General features: G+C 48.2%; 14 protein-coding genes. 4 read left to right on the forward strand and 10 right to left on the reverse strand.

Annotation, left to right across the window (positions count from 1 at the left end; translation table 11 throughout):
- Window positions 1-35 precede the first annotated feature (35 nt).
- Together IPN95_18705 and smpB are read left to right on the forward strand one after the other, a co-directional pair.
- A complete protein-coding gene (locus tag IPN95_18705; GenBank protein MBK9451399.1) occupies window positions 36-560 on the forward strand; it encodes a hypothetical protein in 525 nt (174 codons plus the stop codon).
- A gap of 41 nt (window positions 561-601) precedes the next feature.
- Window positions 602-1,075, forward strand: coding sequence for an SsrA-binding protein SmpB (gene smpB / locus IPN95_18710; protein MBK9451400.1), 474 nt, complete (start codon window positions 602-604; stop codon window positions 1,073-1,075).
- Between the two features lie 31 nt (window positions 1,076-1,106).
- On the opposite strand, the gene dprA is transcribed toward smpB, so the two are convergent.
- From dprA to IPN95_18755, 9 genes are all read right to left on the reverse strand, one after another.
- Window positions 1,107-2,681: a DNA-protecting protein DprA gene (gene dprA, locus IPN95_18715; protein ID MBK9451401.1), complete on the reverse strand. Its 1,575-nt coding sequence runs from the start codon at window positions 2,679-2,681 to the stop codon at window positions 1,107-1,109.
- A gap of 799 nt (window positions 2,682-3,480) precedes the next feature.
- Window positions 3,481-5,547 (reverse strand): hypothetical protein, encoded by a 2,067-nt coding sequence (locus IPN95_18720; protein MBK9451402.1) that lies wholly within the window; start codon window positions 5,545-5,547, stop codon window positions 3,481-3,483.
- Between the two features lie 708 nt (window positions 5,548-6,255).
- Window positions 6,256-6,858: a phosphatase PAP2 family protein gene (locus IPN95_18725; GenBank protein MBK9451403.1), complete on the reverse strand. Its 603-nt coding sequence runs from the start codon at window positions 6,856-6,858 to the stop codon at window positions 6,256-6,258.
- On the reverse strand, window positions 6,858-7,607 hold the full coding sequence (locus tag IPN95_18730; GenBank protein MBK9451404.1) for a phosphatase PAP2 family protein: 750 nt from the start codon (window positions 7,605-7,607) through the stop codon (window positions 6,858-6,860). The genes IPN95_18725 and IPN95_18730 overlap by 1 nt, the downstream gene beginning before the upstream one ends.
- Window positions 7,608-7,631: 24 nt before the next feature.
- Window positions 7,632-8,141: a hypothetical protein gene (locus IPN95_18735; GenBank protein MBK9451405.1), complete on the reverse strand. Its 510-nt coding sequence runs from the start codon at window positions 8,139-8,141 to the stop codon at window positions 7,632-7,634.
- Entirely contained in the window at window positions 8,131-8,628 is a 498-nt protein-coding gene (locus IPN95_18740; protein MBK9451406.1) for a hypothetical protein, read from the reverse strand. Before IPN95_18740 ends, IPN95_18735 begins: the two co-directional genes overlap by 11 nt.
- Before the next feature lie 149 nt (window positions 8,629-8,777).
- Window positions 8,778-9,599, reverse strand: coding sequence for a DUF3108 domain-containing protein (locus IPN95_18745; GenBank protein MBK9451407.1), 822 nt, complete (start codon window positions 9,597-9,599; stop codon window positions 8,778-8,780).
- A gap of 228 nt (window positions 9,600-9,827) precedes the next feature.
- Window positions 9,828-11,633 (reverse strand): ABC transporter ATP-binding protein, encoded by a 1,806-nt coding sequence (locus IPN95_18750; protein ID MBK9451408.1) that lies wholly within the window; start codon window positions 11,631-11,633, stop codon window positions 9,828-9,830.
- Between the two features lie 75 nt (window positions 11,634-11,708).
- Complete coding sequence (locus IPN95_18755) at window positions 11,709-13,058, reverse strand: saccharopine dehydrogenase NADP-binding domain-containing protein (protein ID MBK9451409.1); 1,350 nt, start codon at window positions 13,056-13,058, stop codon at window positions 11,709-11,711.
- Window positions 13,059-13,165: 107 nt separating this feature from the next.
- On the opposite strand from IPN95_18755, the gene IPN95_18760 reads away from it, so the two are divergent.
- Complete coding sequence (locus IPN95_18760; protein ID MBK9451410.1) at window positions 13,166-13,822, forward strand: phospholipase; 657 nt, start codon at window positions 13,166-13,168, stop codon at window positions 13,820-13,822.
- A gap of 299 nt (window positions 13,823-14,121) precedes the next feature.
- Here the strand turns inward: IPN95_18760 and IPN95_18765 are convergent, their stop codons facing one another.
- Window positions 14,122-15,336: a bifunctional 3,4-dihydroxy-2-butanone-4-phosphate synthase/GTP cyclohydrolase II gene (locus IPN95_18765; GenBank protein MBK9451411.1), complete on the reverse strand. Its 1,215-nt coding sequence runs from the start codon at window positions 15,334-15,336 to the stop codon at window positions 14,122-14,124.
- A 165-nt stretch (window positions 15,337-15,501) separates the two neighbouring features.
- On the opposite strand from IPN95_18765, the gene IPN95_18770 reads away from it, so the two are divergent.
- Entirely contained in the window at window positions 15,502-15,900 is a 399-nt protein-coding gene (locus IPN95_18770) for a hypothetical protein (protein ID MBK9451412.1), read from the forward strand.
- Window position 15,901 lies beyond the last annotated feature (1 nt).

Raw genomic sequence — 15,901 nt, forward strand, 5'->3', positions numbered from 1 at the left:
ACATCAGAAAAACCAAAGATCAAGTTCTCGTTACGGTGATTTTTGAGGATTACGCTGCATTGTTGGGATTGGTGATTGCTGGTTTGGGTATGACGCTTTATTTGATCACTGGAAACGTGCTTTTTGACTCCATTGCGACGATTTTGATTGGAGTTCTACTTGTTGGAATTGCGGTGATTCTATACCGGGAAGCTAAAAGTCTTTTGGTGGGAGAGGCTGCTTCAGTCGAAGATCAGGCAAAAATCAGGGAGGCGTTTGAGAACCATCCTGCAGTGGAAAGACTCGACGAGTTGTTAACGATGCATTTGAGCGCTACACAAATACTTGTAAATGCCCACGTGAAATTCAGGGGTGGCTTGACACTTGAGGAAGTTGAGAACATCATCGACGAGATCGAATACGTAATTGTTGATGCGGTTCCTGAGGTCTTTAAAATCTTTATTGAAACACATCAGAAAAGTAGCGTGGAAAGTTTTTCTGGAAGAAAAGACGCACAAACTGAGGTTTCGCAAAAGAAAAGTGTGATCAGGAACTCCAAAATGACTTCGCCAGAAGAGTAAACAAACCATTTCTATTCCAATGCCACAAATTTTATACTCCAATGGCCAAAAATAAAGAAGATAAGAGTTTCCAACCCACGATCAACAATCGAAAAGCATCGCATGAATACACCTATTTGGATATTTACGAGGCTGGAATTGTATTGACTGGCACCGAAATAAAGGCCGTACGTGAGGGAAAAGTTCAGTTTGCCGATGCATATTGTCTTTTCAAAGATGGCGAGCTTTTTGTGGTTGAAATGCACATTAGCCCATATGACTTTGGCAACATTAACAATGAGGACCCCAGGCGTGAGCGAAAACTTCTTCTTGCAAAAAAGGAATTGAAGAAGCTGAAAACGAAGGCTGATGAAAAGGGGCTCACGATCATTCCAACCAAGATGTACTTCAGTGACAGGAATTTTGCAAAGATTCAGATTGCGCTTGCGAAAGGAAAAAAACTATTTGACAAGCGCAATGACATCAAGGACAAAGACACAGACCGTCAGTTGAAACGTGAAATTGCAGATATTTGATCCGTAAGGTACTAGGCTTCATGCATTGCATTTATGCCAATTGAAACTTATTTCCGGGACAACGCGCAACGATCTGTCTGAATTCCATACCCAACAAAACTGATTGAAGCTCCGACCCTAGGATTCCACTCAAAACTGCAATGGTATCAAAGTCAAGCAGTTTCCCTTCTATTGCTCGATATACCAAGTGCTCACGATCAGACATTTGAGGAATCGGTTTAACCTTTTTAGAATTGTTGGCTTCAGCCTGAAAGCGCAACAAATGTTGTAAGCTATCTAAAACATCAGATGGCTCACAGGCGATTTTTGCAATATTGTCGCGAATAAGTCGATTGCAGCCGATTGACGTCGGAACCCCAAGTGCACCAGGTATGGCAAAAACTTCCCGATCTTGCTCAAATGCGCATTTTGCCGTGATCAAAGCTCCTCCTTTTTCAGTTGCTTCAACGACAAGTATCGCATCACAAAGGCCACTAATGATACGATTGCGGGCAGGAAAATTATAAGCATCGGGGGGTGTCCCTGAAGAAAACTCACTGACAAGAGCACCTCCCTTGTCGACAATCTCTCGAGCCTTGGTTGCGTGGTCTCGTGGATATACTTGGTCAAGACCATGGCCCAACACTGCAATTGTAGCTCCTTGGGCACTCACGGTTGCTGCATGAGACTCATAATCAATTCCATATGCCAAGCCACTAACAACCACTACACCGCGCTCTGCAAAGTAAGAAGCAAATTCTGCTGCAATTTTCTTTCCATGGCTACTTGGTCTCCTTGTTCCTACGATTGCGACGTGTGGCCGATCCGAGGTCGGTAACCCTCCCTTGGTATAAAGGACAAGAGGAGAGTCATCGATTTCTTTCAGCTTCCGAGGAAATCCACTCTCATACCACGTGACGATATTGATGCCATGCTTGCTTGCAAATTCAACTTCTCGTTCAGCCGCACTTAATATCGATGTTCCATGGATAGCTTTAGCGATCTTTTCTCCCACGGACGGAATTTTCATTAATTGGCTGCGACTCGTTCGAAAAATTGCCTCGGCCCCACCGAAATGGTGGAGCAGCGTCCTGCTCGTTTTGGGCCCTACCTTGTCAATCATTGTCAAGGCGATCAAGTAGATCATTTCCATGTCTACCTTCTTCACAGACATCGCTGATGATTGCAGCGTTGCCTTGGTTTGTAATCTGGGTTGCGTAAACCCATGCCTTGTCCTGTGTAGGGTTTCGTAAGACGGTATTCGATGGTTGCCAACTACTACAGGGCTTGCGCTTGAACACACCATTGCCTCTTCCTCCAGACGAAGCAGCTTTTCACTTTCATCGATTGGATACCTCAAGCCTAACCGACCATTTGAGCTAGTTTCTTCAAAGATAGAAAGTTGGCGTGGACCATCGGCCTCGACCTCATTTACTTCCTCCGCATGTATCTTATTTGCCACAAAAGGAAAATCTTGAACCTTGTTGGCCTTTTCCGCTAAGGTTACAGGCGGCGATGGCGTTAGGAGAGTTTGTTCACAACTTAAAACTGTTTCATTCAAGTCAACTGAAACTGTCTCTGTGATACTCTCGAAATACTCAAATATATCCTTTTCCTCCCCTTGCATCTTGTTCCTTCCTTTCCTTCGTTTTGCTTTCGGTTTATCTTCCCACTACCACTTCATCGTCTTGCTCCCTATTCAAAGTCTTGCTCCCTCTTCAAAATCCTGCTCACACTAATCGTCATGCTCCCATTTCATAGGCCTGCTCCCACTTCATATTCCTGCCCCCACTTAATCGTCCTGCCCCCTCTTCAAAGGCCTGCTCCCACTTCATATTCCTGCCCGCACTTCATCGTCCTACCCCAGCTTCACCTTCCCTCTCACTTTCCATTGTCGCACTCCCACTACATCGACCAATTCCCCTCCATCGTCTTGCTCCGCTTTGATCGTGTTCTCCCTTTCCTACGTTTTCCAACCTTCCCATCGTCAAGCACCCGATTCTTTGCTTTCCCACCGTTTTCGTTGTTTTCCAACCTTTTCATTGCTTTCACTCATTATCATCTCGTGATATTCATAAGTCTGAATGAGCGATTTCCGCAATCGCTATCATTGGCAAGGTAATCTTAGGCTTTGCATTGATTCATCCTAAAATGGCCCAAAACAGAATATCCCAAATGTTTGAGAAAATCCAATGTCTGGATCTGAGCTAGATATTCTTAATTGAGAGAAAAATTCGAGGTTAGCATTATTTTCTCCAAGTAGGCTGCCCCCAACTTCATTCAAAACTTTCGGAAAACAAATACCACATCTTCTCATACGCCACCTTCCCGCCTTTGCTCGCCACTCAACAAAGCCAAAGATATTACTTTTTTCCGGTAAAAAAAACCAATCCCGAAATTAATCCCTCAATTTCCCAATTAAATTATCAATCCCGCAAAAATGCTGCCTTGATCCCGGTTCGATTTTGCACTTGATCGATTTGTATCCAAGCAATAAGCCCCTTGCCATCCAAATTAACGGCAACCACTGGGCTCATTTGATGGTCGAACTCTCCTCCCATCCTTAACCCGGAATATTCAAATTTTTTGGTTCCATCAGGATGAATCTTTTGGTAAAATACGTTTTTGTTCCTTGATGATACGGTTTGATTCCAAGCAAGGTAAAGGTACCCATTCTTGTTGATGGCCAGAGAGTAGTCGTTCCATTCCTCCATACTTTCACCAATACTCAGGCCATCAGGAAGCCACTGCGAATCCCCCCCAATGTTATATTTCTGTGCTATCAGTTGCACACCCGATCGGCTTTTTTCTCGCTCGTCCAACCAAGCCACCCAAAAATTCCCAGCAGCATCCCCCAGAATCGACGGCTTTGATTGTCGACCCGGGTAGTTGCACACATGTACGCCTCCAACATCCCACAGCTTTGACCCCGAAGTTGTTATGCATTGCATAAATAGCTTTTCAATCCCTTCCCCATGTCTTCCATCTTGCCAAACGACATACAGGTCATCTTCAAAATTTCGACAAATTTCTGGTTGCCGTTGGTTCAAGCCAGCCGATGCAATCAGACGTCCTCCATATTCCCATTCATACATTCCAAAGTCATCAAGGTGCTGAACATAGATGTTCGAAAAGGCTCCTCTTGAGTCCATCCAGGTAACGTATGCACCTCCATGTCCATCTTCAGCAAGACTAGGCGAGGTCTGCAGTCCTGGAAATTTAGCAAATGGCTTGCCATTTGGCGTCCAAAGTGCTGTTCCTTCATGGCCAATCCGTTGAATGTAAAGATCAAAGCCAGATTCTGTCAAAGACCTCGCATCCACCCAACACAAAACGATTCCCTCCTTACCATCCGGAACTCCGCGGAGGCTATTTTGATCAGATGGTGCATCGCATACCAGTACACCATCGTCTTGCCATAACACCTTTCCCCAAGCATTGATCCGTTGCGCATAGATATTGTCATCCACACCATTCCGGCGATCTGCCCACGCCAAAATAATGCCCCCCACTCCATCCTCGACCATGATGGGGCGGTTTTGCTCACCAGGCGCAATGCAGATTGGGATTCCGCCAGTGCGCCACAAGAATTTGCCCTCTGGAGAAATTTTTTGAATGTAGATATCAGGATTTTTAGATCCATTGCGGTAGTCCTCCCATGTCAAATAGAAGTCTCCTTGTCTACTCGCCAGAATTTTGAGGCCTGTTACGGAGGCAAACGGCTGCGAATGATCGGCCGCAAGCCGAAGACCCGAAGCCTTGAGCAACGGTAAGCCACTTCCGTTGATGTGCTGGGTGAAAATGTCAGCGGAACCCTCTTGTCGCCGGTCAGTCCAAGAGCACCATAGACCTCCATTTTCATCTGCAAGGATACTGGGATCAGTTTGGTCATTGCTTTGACTACATACAACTCGGCCTTCAGCATCCCACGCAGGCTCTCCAAGATTATCCAGTTTCTGAACGGCGATTCGGTAATTGTTGCCTTCTTTTCGCAACCATGAAAAGACTTGGTAACCATAACTACTTGAGCTGATCACCACTGGATTCCGCTCATCATGGATGGTTTTCACAACGGGCACTCCATTCACGCCCCACTCCAAAAGCCCATCCTTCAATCGGATCATTTGCGCATAAAGGTCCCAATTGCCATTGCGACGGTCTTCCCAGCACAAAAGTGCTTTGCTACCCTTCTTTACAATTTTTGGATTGAGCTGCTCGTCAGCCGAAAAGCAAGTCGCAAAATGAAAACTAACTTCGCCTCCAGGACTCAACCGGCCACGATAGATGTCAGTTCCATGGGATTCAGAGCTGTATTTCTGATAAACAAACAGCATGCCGCCATACCCGTCAGGTACCATGGCCGGCATTTGGTGGTTCTCCTCGACGCCTGCAAACACATCCAATCCTCCAGCTTTCCAGAAGAAACTACCCTCTTGATCCAATTTCTGGGCATAGAGATTCCAGTAAATACCATTGCGGAAATCTTCCCACATCAAATAAAGATGGTGATTTTCGTCGGTGGCAATTGCTACATTCTTTTGAATATTGGGAGCTGTCGCGATGGGCATGCCAGCAGCGAGCCAACGTGCCTTTCCCCCAAGATCGACAAATTGGGCATAGAGATCTGAATCTTCGAATCCCCTACGATAGTCTTCCCAAACGATGTAAAAGCCTTTGTTAAGGTCTGAAACGATTTGCGGCTTGCGTTGCCCGCCATTGATTTCACAAATCCGGAGTCCATCTTTACCCCAGAGTGGTTCACCGCGCAGGTTAATCCGTTGTGCGTACAACAGTGGCATATCCGACCCCTTGCGATAATCCTCCCAGACGACCACGATGCCACCATACCCGTCTTGGACCATCGCAAAATCTGTTTGATTCGCTGGAAAAGGACATATCGGCACCCCGTCCTTTTCCCAAAGGATGTTGCCAAGTTGATCGACTTTTTGAAGGTAGATGTTGTGATAATGAACACCTTGCCGTGCACTTCGCCAGCCAATGATCACATCGGTTTCTCCTGATTTGGCTACCTTTGATTGGGTATTTAAGGAGCGAAATGAGGTAACATTCGTCTCGAGAACGTCAAAATTTCCTTTAGGCTGCGCAAAAAGCAGAAGCGGCAGCATTCCAAAAACAAAAAACAAAATTCGATTCATATCGGTCTAAATGCCATGCAAATCTCCGTTCGAAGTTGGGACAAATCAAGGGCTGGAAACACTTGTTTTGTTGCTATTTTGTGGATAGACCAACCTTTTGGACAATATTTTGAACATCAGAATGCCAAGGCCACCAGAAAATAATCCAATCAACATCCCGGCTAGCACATCCCCAGGATAATGCACCCCAAGATATATCCTGCTATAGGATACAAGAATAGCGATTCCAAAAAGTGTAAAAGGTAGCCACCGAAATCGTAGCTTCAACTGCCAGCCAACGAAAGTGGCAATCGCAAAGAAATTTGCAGCATGAGACGATGCAAATCCATACTTCCCACCGCAACCGCCTGCTAGATGCAACAAGGCCTGCAATGACGGTTCATGGCAAGGTCGCAACCGCGCAACAAGAGGTTTTAAAATTCCTGAGGCTCCTTGGTCTGCGATCAAAATCACAGGAATGATCAGAACGAGGGTCAACAGAAATTCCTTTCTCGCCTGATATCGGAACAAAAGGTAGCACAGCAAAATATAGCCAGGTATCCAAAACAGCTTGTTGCTGAGAACGACCATGACGCAATCCCAAAATGGATTATTCAATCCGTTAATCTTGAGCAGGATATCCTCGTCTAGGTTCAGCAACCATTCCATCAGTATTTAAGTGCGATGCGGATGAATTGGCCAACAAGGAGAACTCCAGCAAAGCCGATAATGACCCAGCCCAAAGTGGGATCAGAAAGCCGCTGATATTTGTAAAGTCGGTTGTGAATCCACGGATAGGCGACCAGCAACACCAACACCGCTCCCAAACTACCGATCATGCTGCCGACGAAAATGTCACCCGGAAAATGAACTCCCAGAAAAACCCGCGTGAAACACAAAAAAACGGTGAATACACCAATGAGAGCCGGAAGCCACTTTTTCCACTGGTACATTCCCCATGCAAAGAAGACGCCCCCTGTGGCAAAACTTGTGGCATGGCCCGACGGAAAAGAATGCTCGACGGGCGGATTGGGTTCAAAAATCACAACCGAGGGGTCGATCCTAAAAACGGCTGGCGGACGGGTCCATTCTTCAAACACAAAACGCTTGCATAGTTGCCCGATTCCACCTGTGAAGAAAAACGCCAAGGCAAAAGTGATGGCCAATGCCGGGTCCTTGCGCCAGAAGAAGATGAGGATAAGCGCGGGGAGGATCACCCCATCTCCCAAATTGGTGAAAAAATAAAGGGAACTGACGTTGACAGGTTCTGATCGGAACTGATTCATCCACAGGAAGGTACCATGATATCCCATGGTCAACCACCAATAAGCGGAAATCATCCAAAACACAACCATGACTGAAAAATAAAGCCAAAGTCGCTGCTGAGTCTCCTTGAAATGCACTTTTCCTACTTCCATGTCAGCAAATTAAGAGCCTTCCCGTCAAAAATCCGAATCGTCAAACCAGTAATAGATGCGCCAAGGCTCACCATCTCCTGAGCGGCGAAGCCGCAGGCGTGCACGACCGGTCCCGGAGTAAACCGAAGTTTCATTCTCCACGATCGTCAAATTGAAACTCCGTACCACGTTTGCTGTGTCCCCTGACACTGAATTTTCAACATAAAAGTTCCAGTCAAGCGTGATTTGACGCACGTTTCGAAACAGGTTGTAAGCCGTCGCCATCTCCTGCCCTTTGTCCCAACGCTGCTCCGCAGCTGCGTCAAAATCGTAGTAGACAAAAACAAAGTCACTGGTGAAAAGCTTGCCATAAAGGCTCGTATCACGCAATTCGTAGGCATTTTTGAAAAAATCAAAAAAGCCGTCGATGGTCGTGCGGTCGCCCAATACGTTTTGATCACTCAGCCCATCAGGATCAAACTCAGGGGCAAAGGGATTGCATGCTACCATAAGCAGCGCAGAAAACAGTATTCCGATCCACCACTTATTGTACATAGTTCAATTTCAACCTGCTCCAACTCGAATCCTGCTTGGTCTCGTAATCCGTCCACCGGGCGATTTCCCATTCATTGAAGGAATTCACCTTGCAAAGGAACTCTAATTGACCCACAAATCTCACCGTCAAGGAAGTATCGGTATGATTCATCACCAAGTCATATTCGCCGATGTACCGTAGGGAATCACTGGAAAATGCCTGTAAATCAACTTGATCGAGGGTCAATCGATTGCCGCTGTTCAATCCCAGATTCTCCTTCAGATTTGAAAACCAAGCTTGTTCGTCTTGCCATGACCAGCTGTCCCAGATCAATTCGTTGCCGGTATAGGTTTGCGTACTGGGGTTGAACCGAAATGCATCCGCCTTGAAGCAACGAAGGTAATTCTGAACATTCTGCTGATCTACGGAGCGTATCAGATTGGCAAGCAAGATGTTATGATCTGTCGGGCTGATCCAGTCAGATGAAGTTTGGGAGGGCGGCTCCACATCGCGCGTTTCAAAGCATGCGCTTAGGAAGACCAGGCTGATCCCAATCCAATATATTCCGGTTCTACGCATCGCCCATCTCAAAATCAAACTTCCCGAGCGCCATCATGGGTCACCCGGGAAGTCTAAAGTTACAACTTTTTCAGTTTTCAGCGAACTCTTGAAGTCATCGGATGACGCAAGTTCGAAGCTTTGACGTAGTCAACTTGAACCGATCCGATTACAAGACCCGATTCTACACGAATCGGAATGCGGTTTTCATCGTCGGAGATCCAGAGAAACATTTCCCCCTCGTGGGTAAAAATCCCGCCTTCCTTTACCAAGGGCTTCAGCTTCACAGTTTTATATTTGATTCCGCCGACATCTATCACCTCTCGCCCCACAAACACTACATCAAGATCATGAACCTTTTTGTCGATGAAGTTCTGAAATTGATAGACACTCCCGGGCTGCGCCGATGAATAATCTTGCGTCCGGGCAAAGTAAAATGCCGACATCACGTCTTGGATATAGGCCGGCACATCATAGATGATCGGCCCGGGGACCGTGGTGGAGCGCTCATAGGCCTTGTGCCGTGTTTGGTCAAATTCGACCTCCGAATAGTGCTTGAAGCTGCCTTCCTCGATTTTTCGTTTGAACTTGTGTGGAGCCAACGTTTCCATATCCACAAAGGTCTCGTAGCGGTCATTGACCTTGAAAAACAGGCTGAAAGTTTTGGAAGACATGCCGACCCCAACCATGTGGAAACACTTCCGGCCATTGACTGTCACGGGCTCGTTCTTGATTTCCAATTTTGCCGTGCCTGCTGTGACGGCTCCGTAGTGGATGCGATACTCAACTACCTCCCCTGCTTGAAATGCATTGTTGGAGACCTTGCGAGGGGTTGGCTGTCCATCGCTCATTCCTGTGAGCAAAAACATGCCGAGCATCAAACCCAAACCAACTCTCGAAATCATTCCAATTTTTCTCATGGCAATTCTATTTACCTCAATATCCGCAAAAAATCTGCCAATTCAAGCGTGGTTTGACCAATGAGGATCGGCGTTGATCCAAGGAAGTATTGCCTTACCTTCAAAGCACTTGAGATTCATCCTTCAAACTTTTGATGGAACCAAAGGAATTTCAAGGTCAACGAGCTAAATCTGTATTCGATAGCGCCAAATACGCTGATTGGCTGGTCAAAATCGCACGATTCACCTTCATCCATTGCCAACAGACAACTCCTTTTCGATGAGTTGCTTGTTATGGATGACCGAATAATAACCCTCCTGCGCAAGCAAAGCTGCGTGGTTGCCTTGCTCGAGGATGCGGCCTCCATCGATCACAATGATCAGATCTGCGTCCTGAATGGTGGACACACGATGGCTCACCATGATCACGGCCATTTCCGGCCGGTCGATCCTTGCTTGCCGCAAATGCCCCAAAATCATTTCCTCGGTTTTGGTATCAACGGCGGACATCGAATCGTCAAGAATCAATAGTTTGGGATCGCGGATCCATGCACGGGCCAATGCGACACGCTGTTTTTGCCCGCCCGACAACGTCACGCCGCGTTCACCGATGACCGTTTGGAATCCCTCGGCAAAACCCATGATATTCTCGTACACGCCGGAGCGTTGCGTTGCAAGTGCTACCTGCTCCTGCGTGGCGCCCGGCAATCCAAAGGCTACATTGTCAAAAATTGATTCGGAAAAGAGAAAGACATCCTGTGGCGCGTAGCCGATTTCATTCCTCAAATTGGTCTTGCTGTAGTCGCGGATGTCTCTTCCGTCAATGCGAATCGTCCCGCTTGTGGCATCAAACAACCTGGGAATCAAATTACAAAGCGAAGATTTCCCCGAACCTGTCGGACCGATGATCCCGAGTTTTTGACCGGGAAGCAAAGTAAATGAAACGTCATGCAGCGCTTCGAATCCCGTCGCGGGATAACTCAGGCTCACTTTGTCAAATTCAATGCGTGCTTGGGTAATCTGAAAGTCATTTTCCGGGAATACAATTTCAGATTTTTCGTCCAAAAACTCATTGATACGCTTTTGACTTGCCGCAGCGCGCTGCGTGAGGCTTGTGACCCAGCCGATAGAAATGATCGGAAAGGTGAGCATGTTCACATAAATGATGAACTCGGCGATATTCCCCACCGTCAAAGACCCGCCTATGACCTTCTCCGCGCCTACCCAAACCAACAGTGCGGTGCTCAATCCCACCAAAATCATCACTGCTGGAAAAAAATAGGCATTCAACCGGATCAACTGCATCGACCGTTGATGGTATTCCTGGCTTTCAGATGCGAATTTTTTGCCGAAGTCCTTTTCGCGGGTGTACGCCTTCGTTACCCGAATTCCGGAGTAAATCTCCTGGGTAAAAGCCGTCAACCGCGACATCTGCTCCTGAATCTTGTCACTGCGCTTCAGAACTTTGCTCTCCACATAATAAATGAGTACACTCAGCAAAGGCAATGGCAAAATCGTAAACAGAGTCAGCTGCGGATTCACGGTCATCATGGTCGCGACGACAATCACCATGAGTGACACGGTGTTGATCGTGTACATAATGCCGGGGCCAAGATACATGCGCACGCGGCCCACGTCTTCCGTAATGCGCGCCATCAGGTCGCCCGTACGATTCTTTCGGTAGAAGCTCAGCGAAAGGTCCTGATAATGAGCATACATGTCGTTTCGAAGGTCAAATTCGACCCGACGCGACATCACAATCAACGTTTGGCGCATCAAAAAGAGGAAAACGCCGCGCAGCAGCGCAAGGGAAATTGTCAATACACTGAATATGATCAGGCTACCGGAAATCAGACTGACCACACTCGCCTTGGCCTCGAATCCTTCGTGCAAGGCATTGATTTTGACGAGGTCCCCCACCAAATCGATTGCACTCCGCACGACTTGCGGCGGATAGATCCCAAAAAGATTGGACACGAGAACGCAGAAGATCCCGAAAAGGAGCAGGCCTTTGTAACGCCAAATGTACTTATTGAGTCGGCCGAGGGCTTTCACACCGTTGAATCAAATTTGGATTCGCCGCTAAACACGACGAATAGGCTAAACAGCAGCAATACAGAATTGTTTGGATCAAACCACAGCTTGTGCCGCAACCAAAAATTCTTGCTCGGTAAAACGAATGTCAAAATCTTCCAATTCCTGCAGGATCGGTGCGTATATGTCCTTCACCGTTGGAATAAGCACCCCACGCGACTGAATATTTCCAGCCAAAATGTGCTTGGCCGCGATCGCTGCAGGCAATCCTACCGTCCGCGAAATCGAAGTATGGTGCTGATCGCGTCCCTTGTCGACCATCGAGGCGACCAATTTCCTCCGAATGCCATTCAATTCGTAGTCGAGTTGATGCTGCATGACCACCATGTCGACGTCGTTGGGTTCAAACACCCATTTTTCGAGGAGAATTGCCTCCAAAATTTCAGCAGGTGAAGCATTTTCCAACTCGATTTTGCGATCGCTGAGCAAATCCAGGTGCTCGAGTTTGCGCAAAACTTCGCCATCTTGGAATTCGTCGAGGAAAAAAGCCAGACTTTCGCGGTCGCTCAATCCAGGTTGGGCATGAACAAAACTGAAGGTAAAGTCCCTGTAGGTCATGCCTTTGCTGTCGGGAAGACGGTACGTTCCGTCGGTCATGCCCATTTGTACAAACGCATTCCACATCTGACAGTACCCGGGAAAACGCAGCGTCGCTCTATATAAGGTGTCGACTTCTTCCAGATTGTACAATTTGAGGTATTTGACGGAGTCGCGGTTGGCGTAGGCGTCGAAAACCCCCGTGCCGGGTACTTCGATTTCCTCGATGCGCTCAAACAAACGGTGGTAAGGCAAATAGCGGATCGCGCCGTCACGACGGTAGCGCGCCACGCCCTGACCCGCGAGAATGACATTCCGCGGTGCCCAAGTGAACTTGTAACCCCATTCGTTTTTGCATTCCGGCGCGACCAAGGCTCCGCAATAGCTGCGGAAACTGCTGATTTTGCCGCCTTGCTCCCGCACGCGCTCGATCATTTCCATCGTGCTCATGTGGTCGATACCGGGGTCAACCCCAACTTCGTTCAGGAAAATGAGGTCGGCGGCCTTTGCGGCGGCATCCAGACTTGCCATCTCATCAGAAACGTAGGAGGCGGTGACCAAATGCGTTTTCAATGCCAGGCAATCATGCGCAGCCAAGACGTGCATCGTCGGTGGAAGCAACGATATGACGAGATCAGACTTTGAAATCTGCTCCTTGCGAACGGCTTCGTCGGTGGCGTCAAAGTAGATGCCCTTGCCACGCGGATGGTTGCCGACCTTTTCCAAGGCAAGTTCCTCCTGCATGTCGCCCACGACCACCTCCCAATTGCCAGATTCGGCATGATCCAACAAATACTGAATCATCGTCGTCGCCGACCTGCCTGCACCAATCACCAAAATCCTTTTCATCCGTTTCGAAAATTTGGGCGAAGTTAAGGAAGACCCGCGGGATAAGGCAAGGAGAATGAAGGCGAATCGATGGAATGTCTTTCAGGAGATTGTTCTAATTTCGGGGAATGGATGCTACAGAAAACAGGATCAAGACCACCAAAACCGCCCGTTTTTACCAATTGGGTACGCTTAGCCCTGGAACGAAGCTGGTGATTTTTGCTTTGCACGGGTATGGTCAGCTTGCTAGCTATTTTATCAAACATTTTGATTCGTTGGCGGATGCAGAAACCGTGATTCTCGCACCCGAAGGCCTTTCACGCTTTTATTTGGACGGAAAATGGGATCGCGTCGGTGCCACCTGGATGACCAAGGAAGATCGCCTGTTCGAAATTGAGGACCATGTCGAATTTCTAAACCGACTGCAAGCAATGGTGCAGGAACAAGCACCCAATATTATGGAAACCATCATCTTGGGCTTCTCCCAAGGAACTGCTACCGCTTGGCGATGGGTCATGAAAGGCAATGTTGCGCCCGATCAACTCATTCTCTGGGCTGGCAGTCTTCCATTGGATACCCTCGAAAAAGCCGCAGAAAAACTGAAAAACTGCGACCTCCATTTCGTTTTGGGCGACAACGACGAATTCATCAAGATCTCCGACGCCGAAAAGCAAATGGAAAAACTGCGCACCATTCAACCCAACGCCCGGTTTTGGACCTTCACCGGCGAGCACCGCATGGACGCGCCAACCTTGTCAAAAATCTTTGAAAGTTTTGGGACTTGAGGCAGCGGCTGAAAGTTGAGGCAGCGGCAAAAGTTGAGGCAGCGTCGTCCAAATTGAGGCAGCGGCAAAAGTTGAGGCAGCGGCGTCCCGCCGCATGCCGATCGAACATTTGCCTCCGGCGAAAAACACGTAAACAATCGGCGGTCAAAACTAGCGTCGTTGGCACTCACACCGCATTCTGGTTAGTGCCAACGACGCTGGTATGTTTTCACTCACACCGCATTTCGGTTAGTGCCAACGACGCTGGGATGTTTTCACTCAAACCGCATTCTGGTGAGTTCCAACGACACAAGTTCAACTCAAACCCCCGTCAACGAATGCCCCATCTTCTCACGCTTGGTCTTCAAATACAGTGCATTGTGGGGATTCGGAGCTACCTCAATCGGAATATTCTCCACAACCTCCAGACCATACCCAATCAATCCCGTGCGCTTTTTGGGGTTGTTGGTCATCAAGCGCATCTTCGTGATGCCCAGATCACGCAAAATCTGCGCTCCGACACCGTAGTCACGTTCATCCATCTTGAAACCGAGTTCCAAATTGGCTTGCACGGTGTCCAATCCCTGTTCCTGAAGTTTGTAGGTCTTCAACTTGTTGAGCAAACCGATTCCCCTGCCCTCTTGGTTCATGTAGAGAATGACGCCCTTGCCTTCCTTCTCTACCATTTCCATTGCTTTTTGGAGCTGTTCGCCACAGTCACAGCGGCAAGATCCAAAAATATCGCCGGTCACGCAGCTTGAGTGCACACGAACCATCACCGGCTCGTCTTTCTCCCAGCTGCCTTTGACCAAGGCCATATGAATCTCGTCAGTATGAATCTGACGGTAGGCAATCAAGTCAAAATTGCCCATTTGCGTCGGCAGATCAATGCCAATCTCACGGATGATCAACGAGTCATGCGCGAGGCGGTACTCGATCAAGTCGGCAATCGTCACCAATTTGAGGCCGAAATGGTCGGCAATTTGGCGCAATTCGGGGAGGCGTGCCATCGTGCCATCGGCATTCATGATCTCGACGAGCGCGCCTGCGGGCTCACAGCCTGCGAGGCGTGCAAAGTCAATCGCGGCCTCCGTATGTCCGGAACGACGCAAAACGCCTTCCGGCTTGGCTTTCAGCGGGAAAATATGCCCGGGACGTCCAAAATCTTCCGGTTTGGAAGTCGGATCAATCAGCGCCTGAATGGTTTTGGCACGGTCAGATGCCGAGATGCCGCTTGTGACGCCATTCTTCAGCAAATCCACAGAAACCGTAAAAGGTGTGGCATGCAAAGCCGTATTCGCGCCGACCATGAGGTCGAGGCGCAACTCCTCGCAGCGCTCCTCGGGGAGGGACATGCAGATGAGTCCGCGGCCGTGCGTGGCCATGAAATTCACGATTTCAGGCGTCACGTGACGCGCTGCAATGATGAAGTCGCCTTCGTTTTCACGGTCTTCGTCGTCCACGACGATGATCAATTTGCCTTGGCGAATGTCCTCAATCGCCGCCTCGATGCTATCTACTTTGATACCTGACATGCTGCAAAGATAGAAATTTTGCTTTCCTAATGCGCGTTTGGAGGATTAACTCATTTGAGAAGAAAGGGTTTGCCATTCGAATGTAATTTGCCCTTCGGATGCCGCTTGATTTTTCGGGGACTGTGATTAACTTGTCGATGGAATCAGAAATCCTGGAAAACCAACATGGGAGAAAAAGTCAGATTTTACATCATCATCATCGTTTTGGTGGGAATTGTGCTGTTGCAATTCCTTTTCAAACCGAAGCCGGGTCCCGATCAGCCATCCTTTGAAAATACGTTGAACGAGATCAAGTCCACGTTGAAGGATTTTGATGCCCGCAACCAAGAAATCAAGGCTGCTGCCACCGCCTTGGCGGCGAGTCAGGCCAATGCCGAGGCGCATTACGCATCGGTGAAACAGGAATTTGAAAGCAAACTGCTTGCGATTTCTGGACAAATCGCCTCTGCTAGAACGCAGTACGTCGGTTTGATGAAGCAATTGACTGAATTGAACGATCAATTTGCCAATTCCGGCGCGCCGGATTCGATTCCGACCATTGATCAACTACCAAGAGGCAATTAAC

The sequence above is a fragment of the Bacteroidota bacterium genome (assembly GCA_016718825.1).
Lineage (GTDB): Bacteria > Bacteroidota > Bacteroidia > J057 > JADKCL01 > JADKCL01.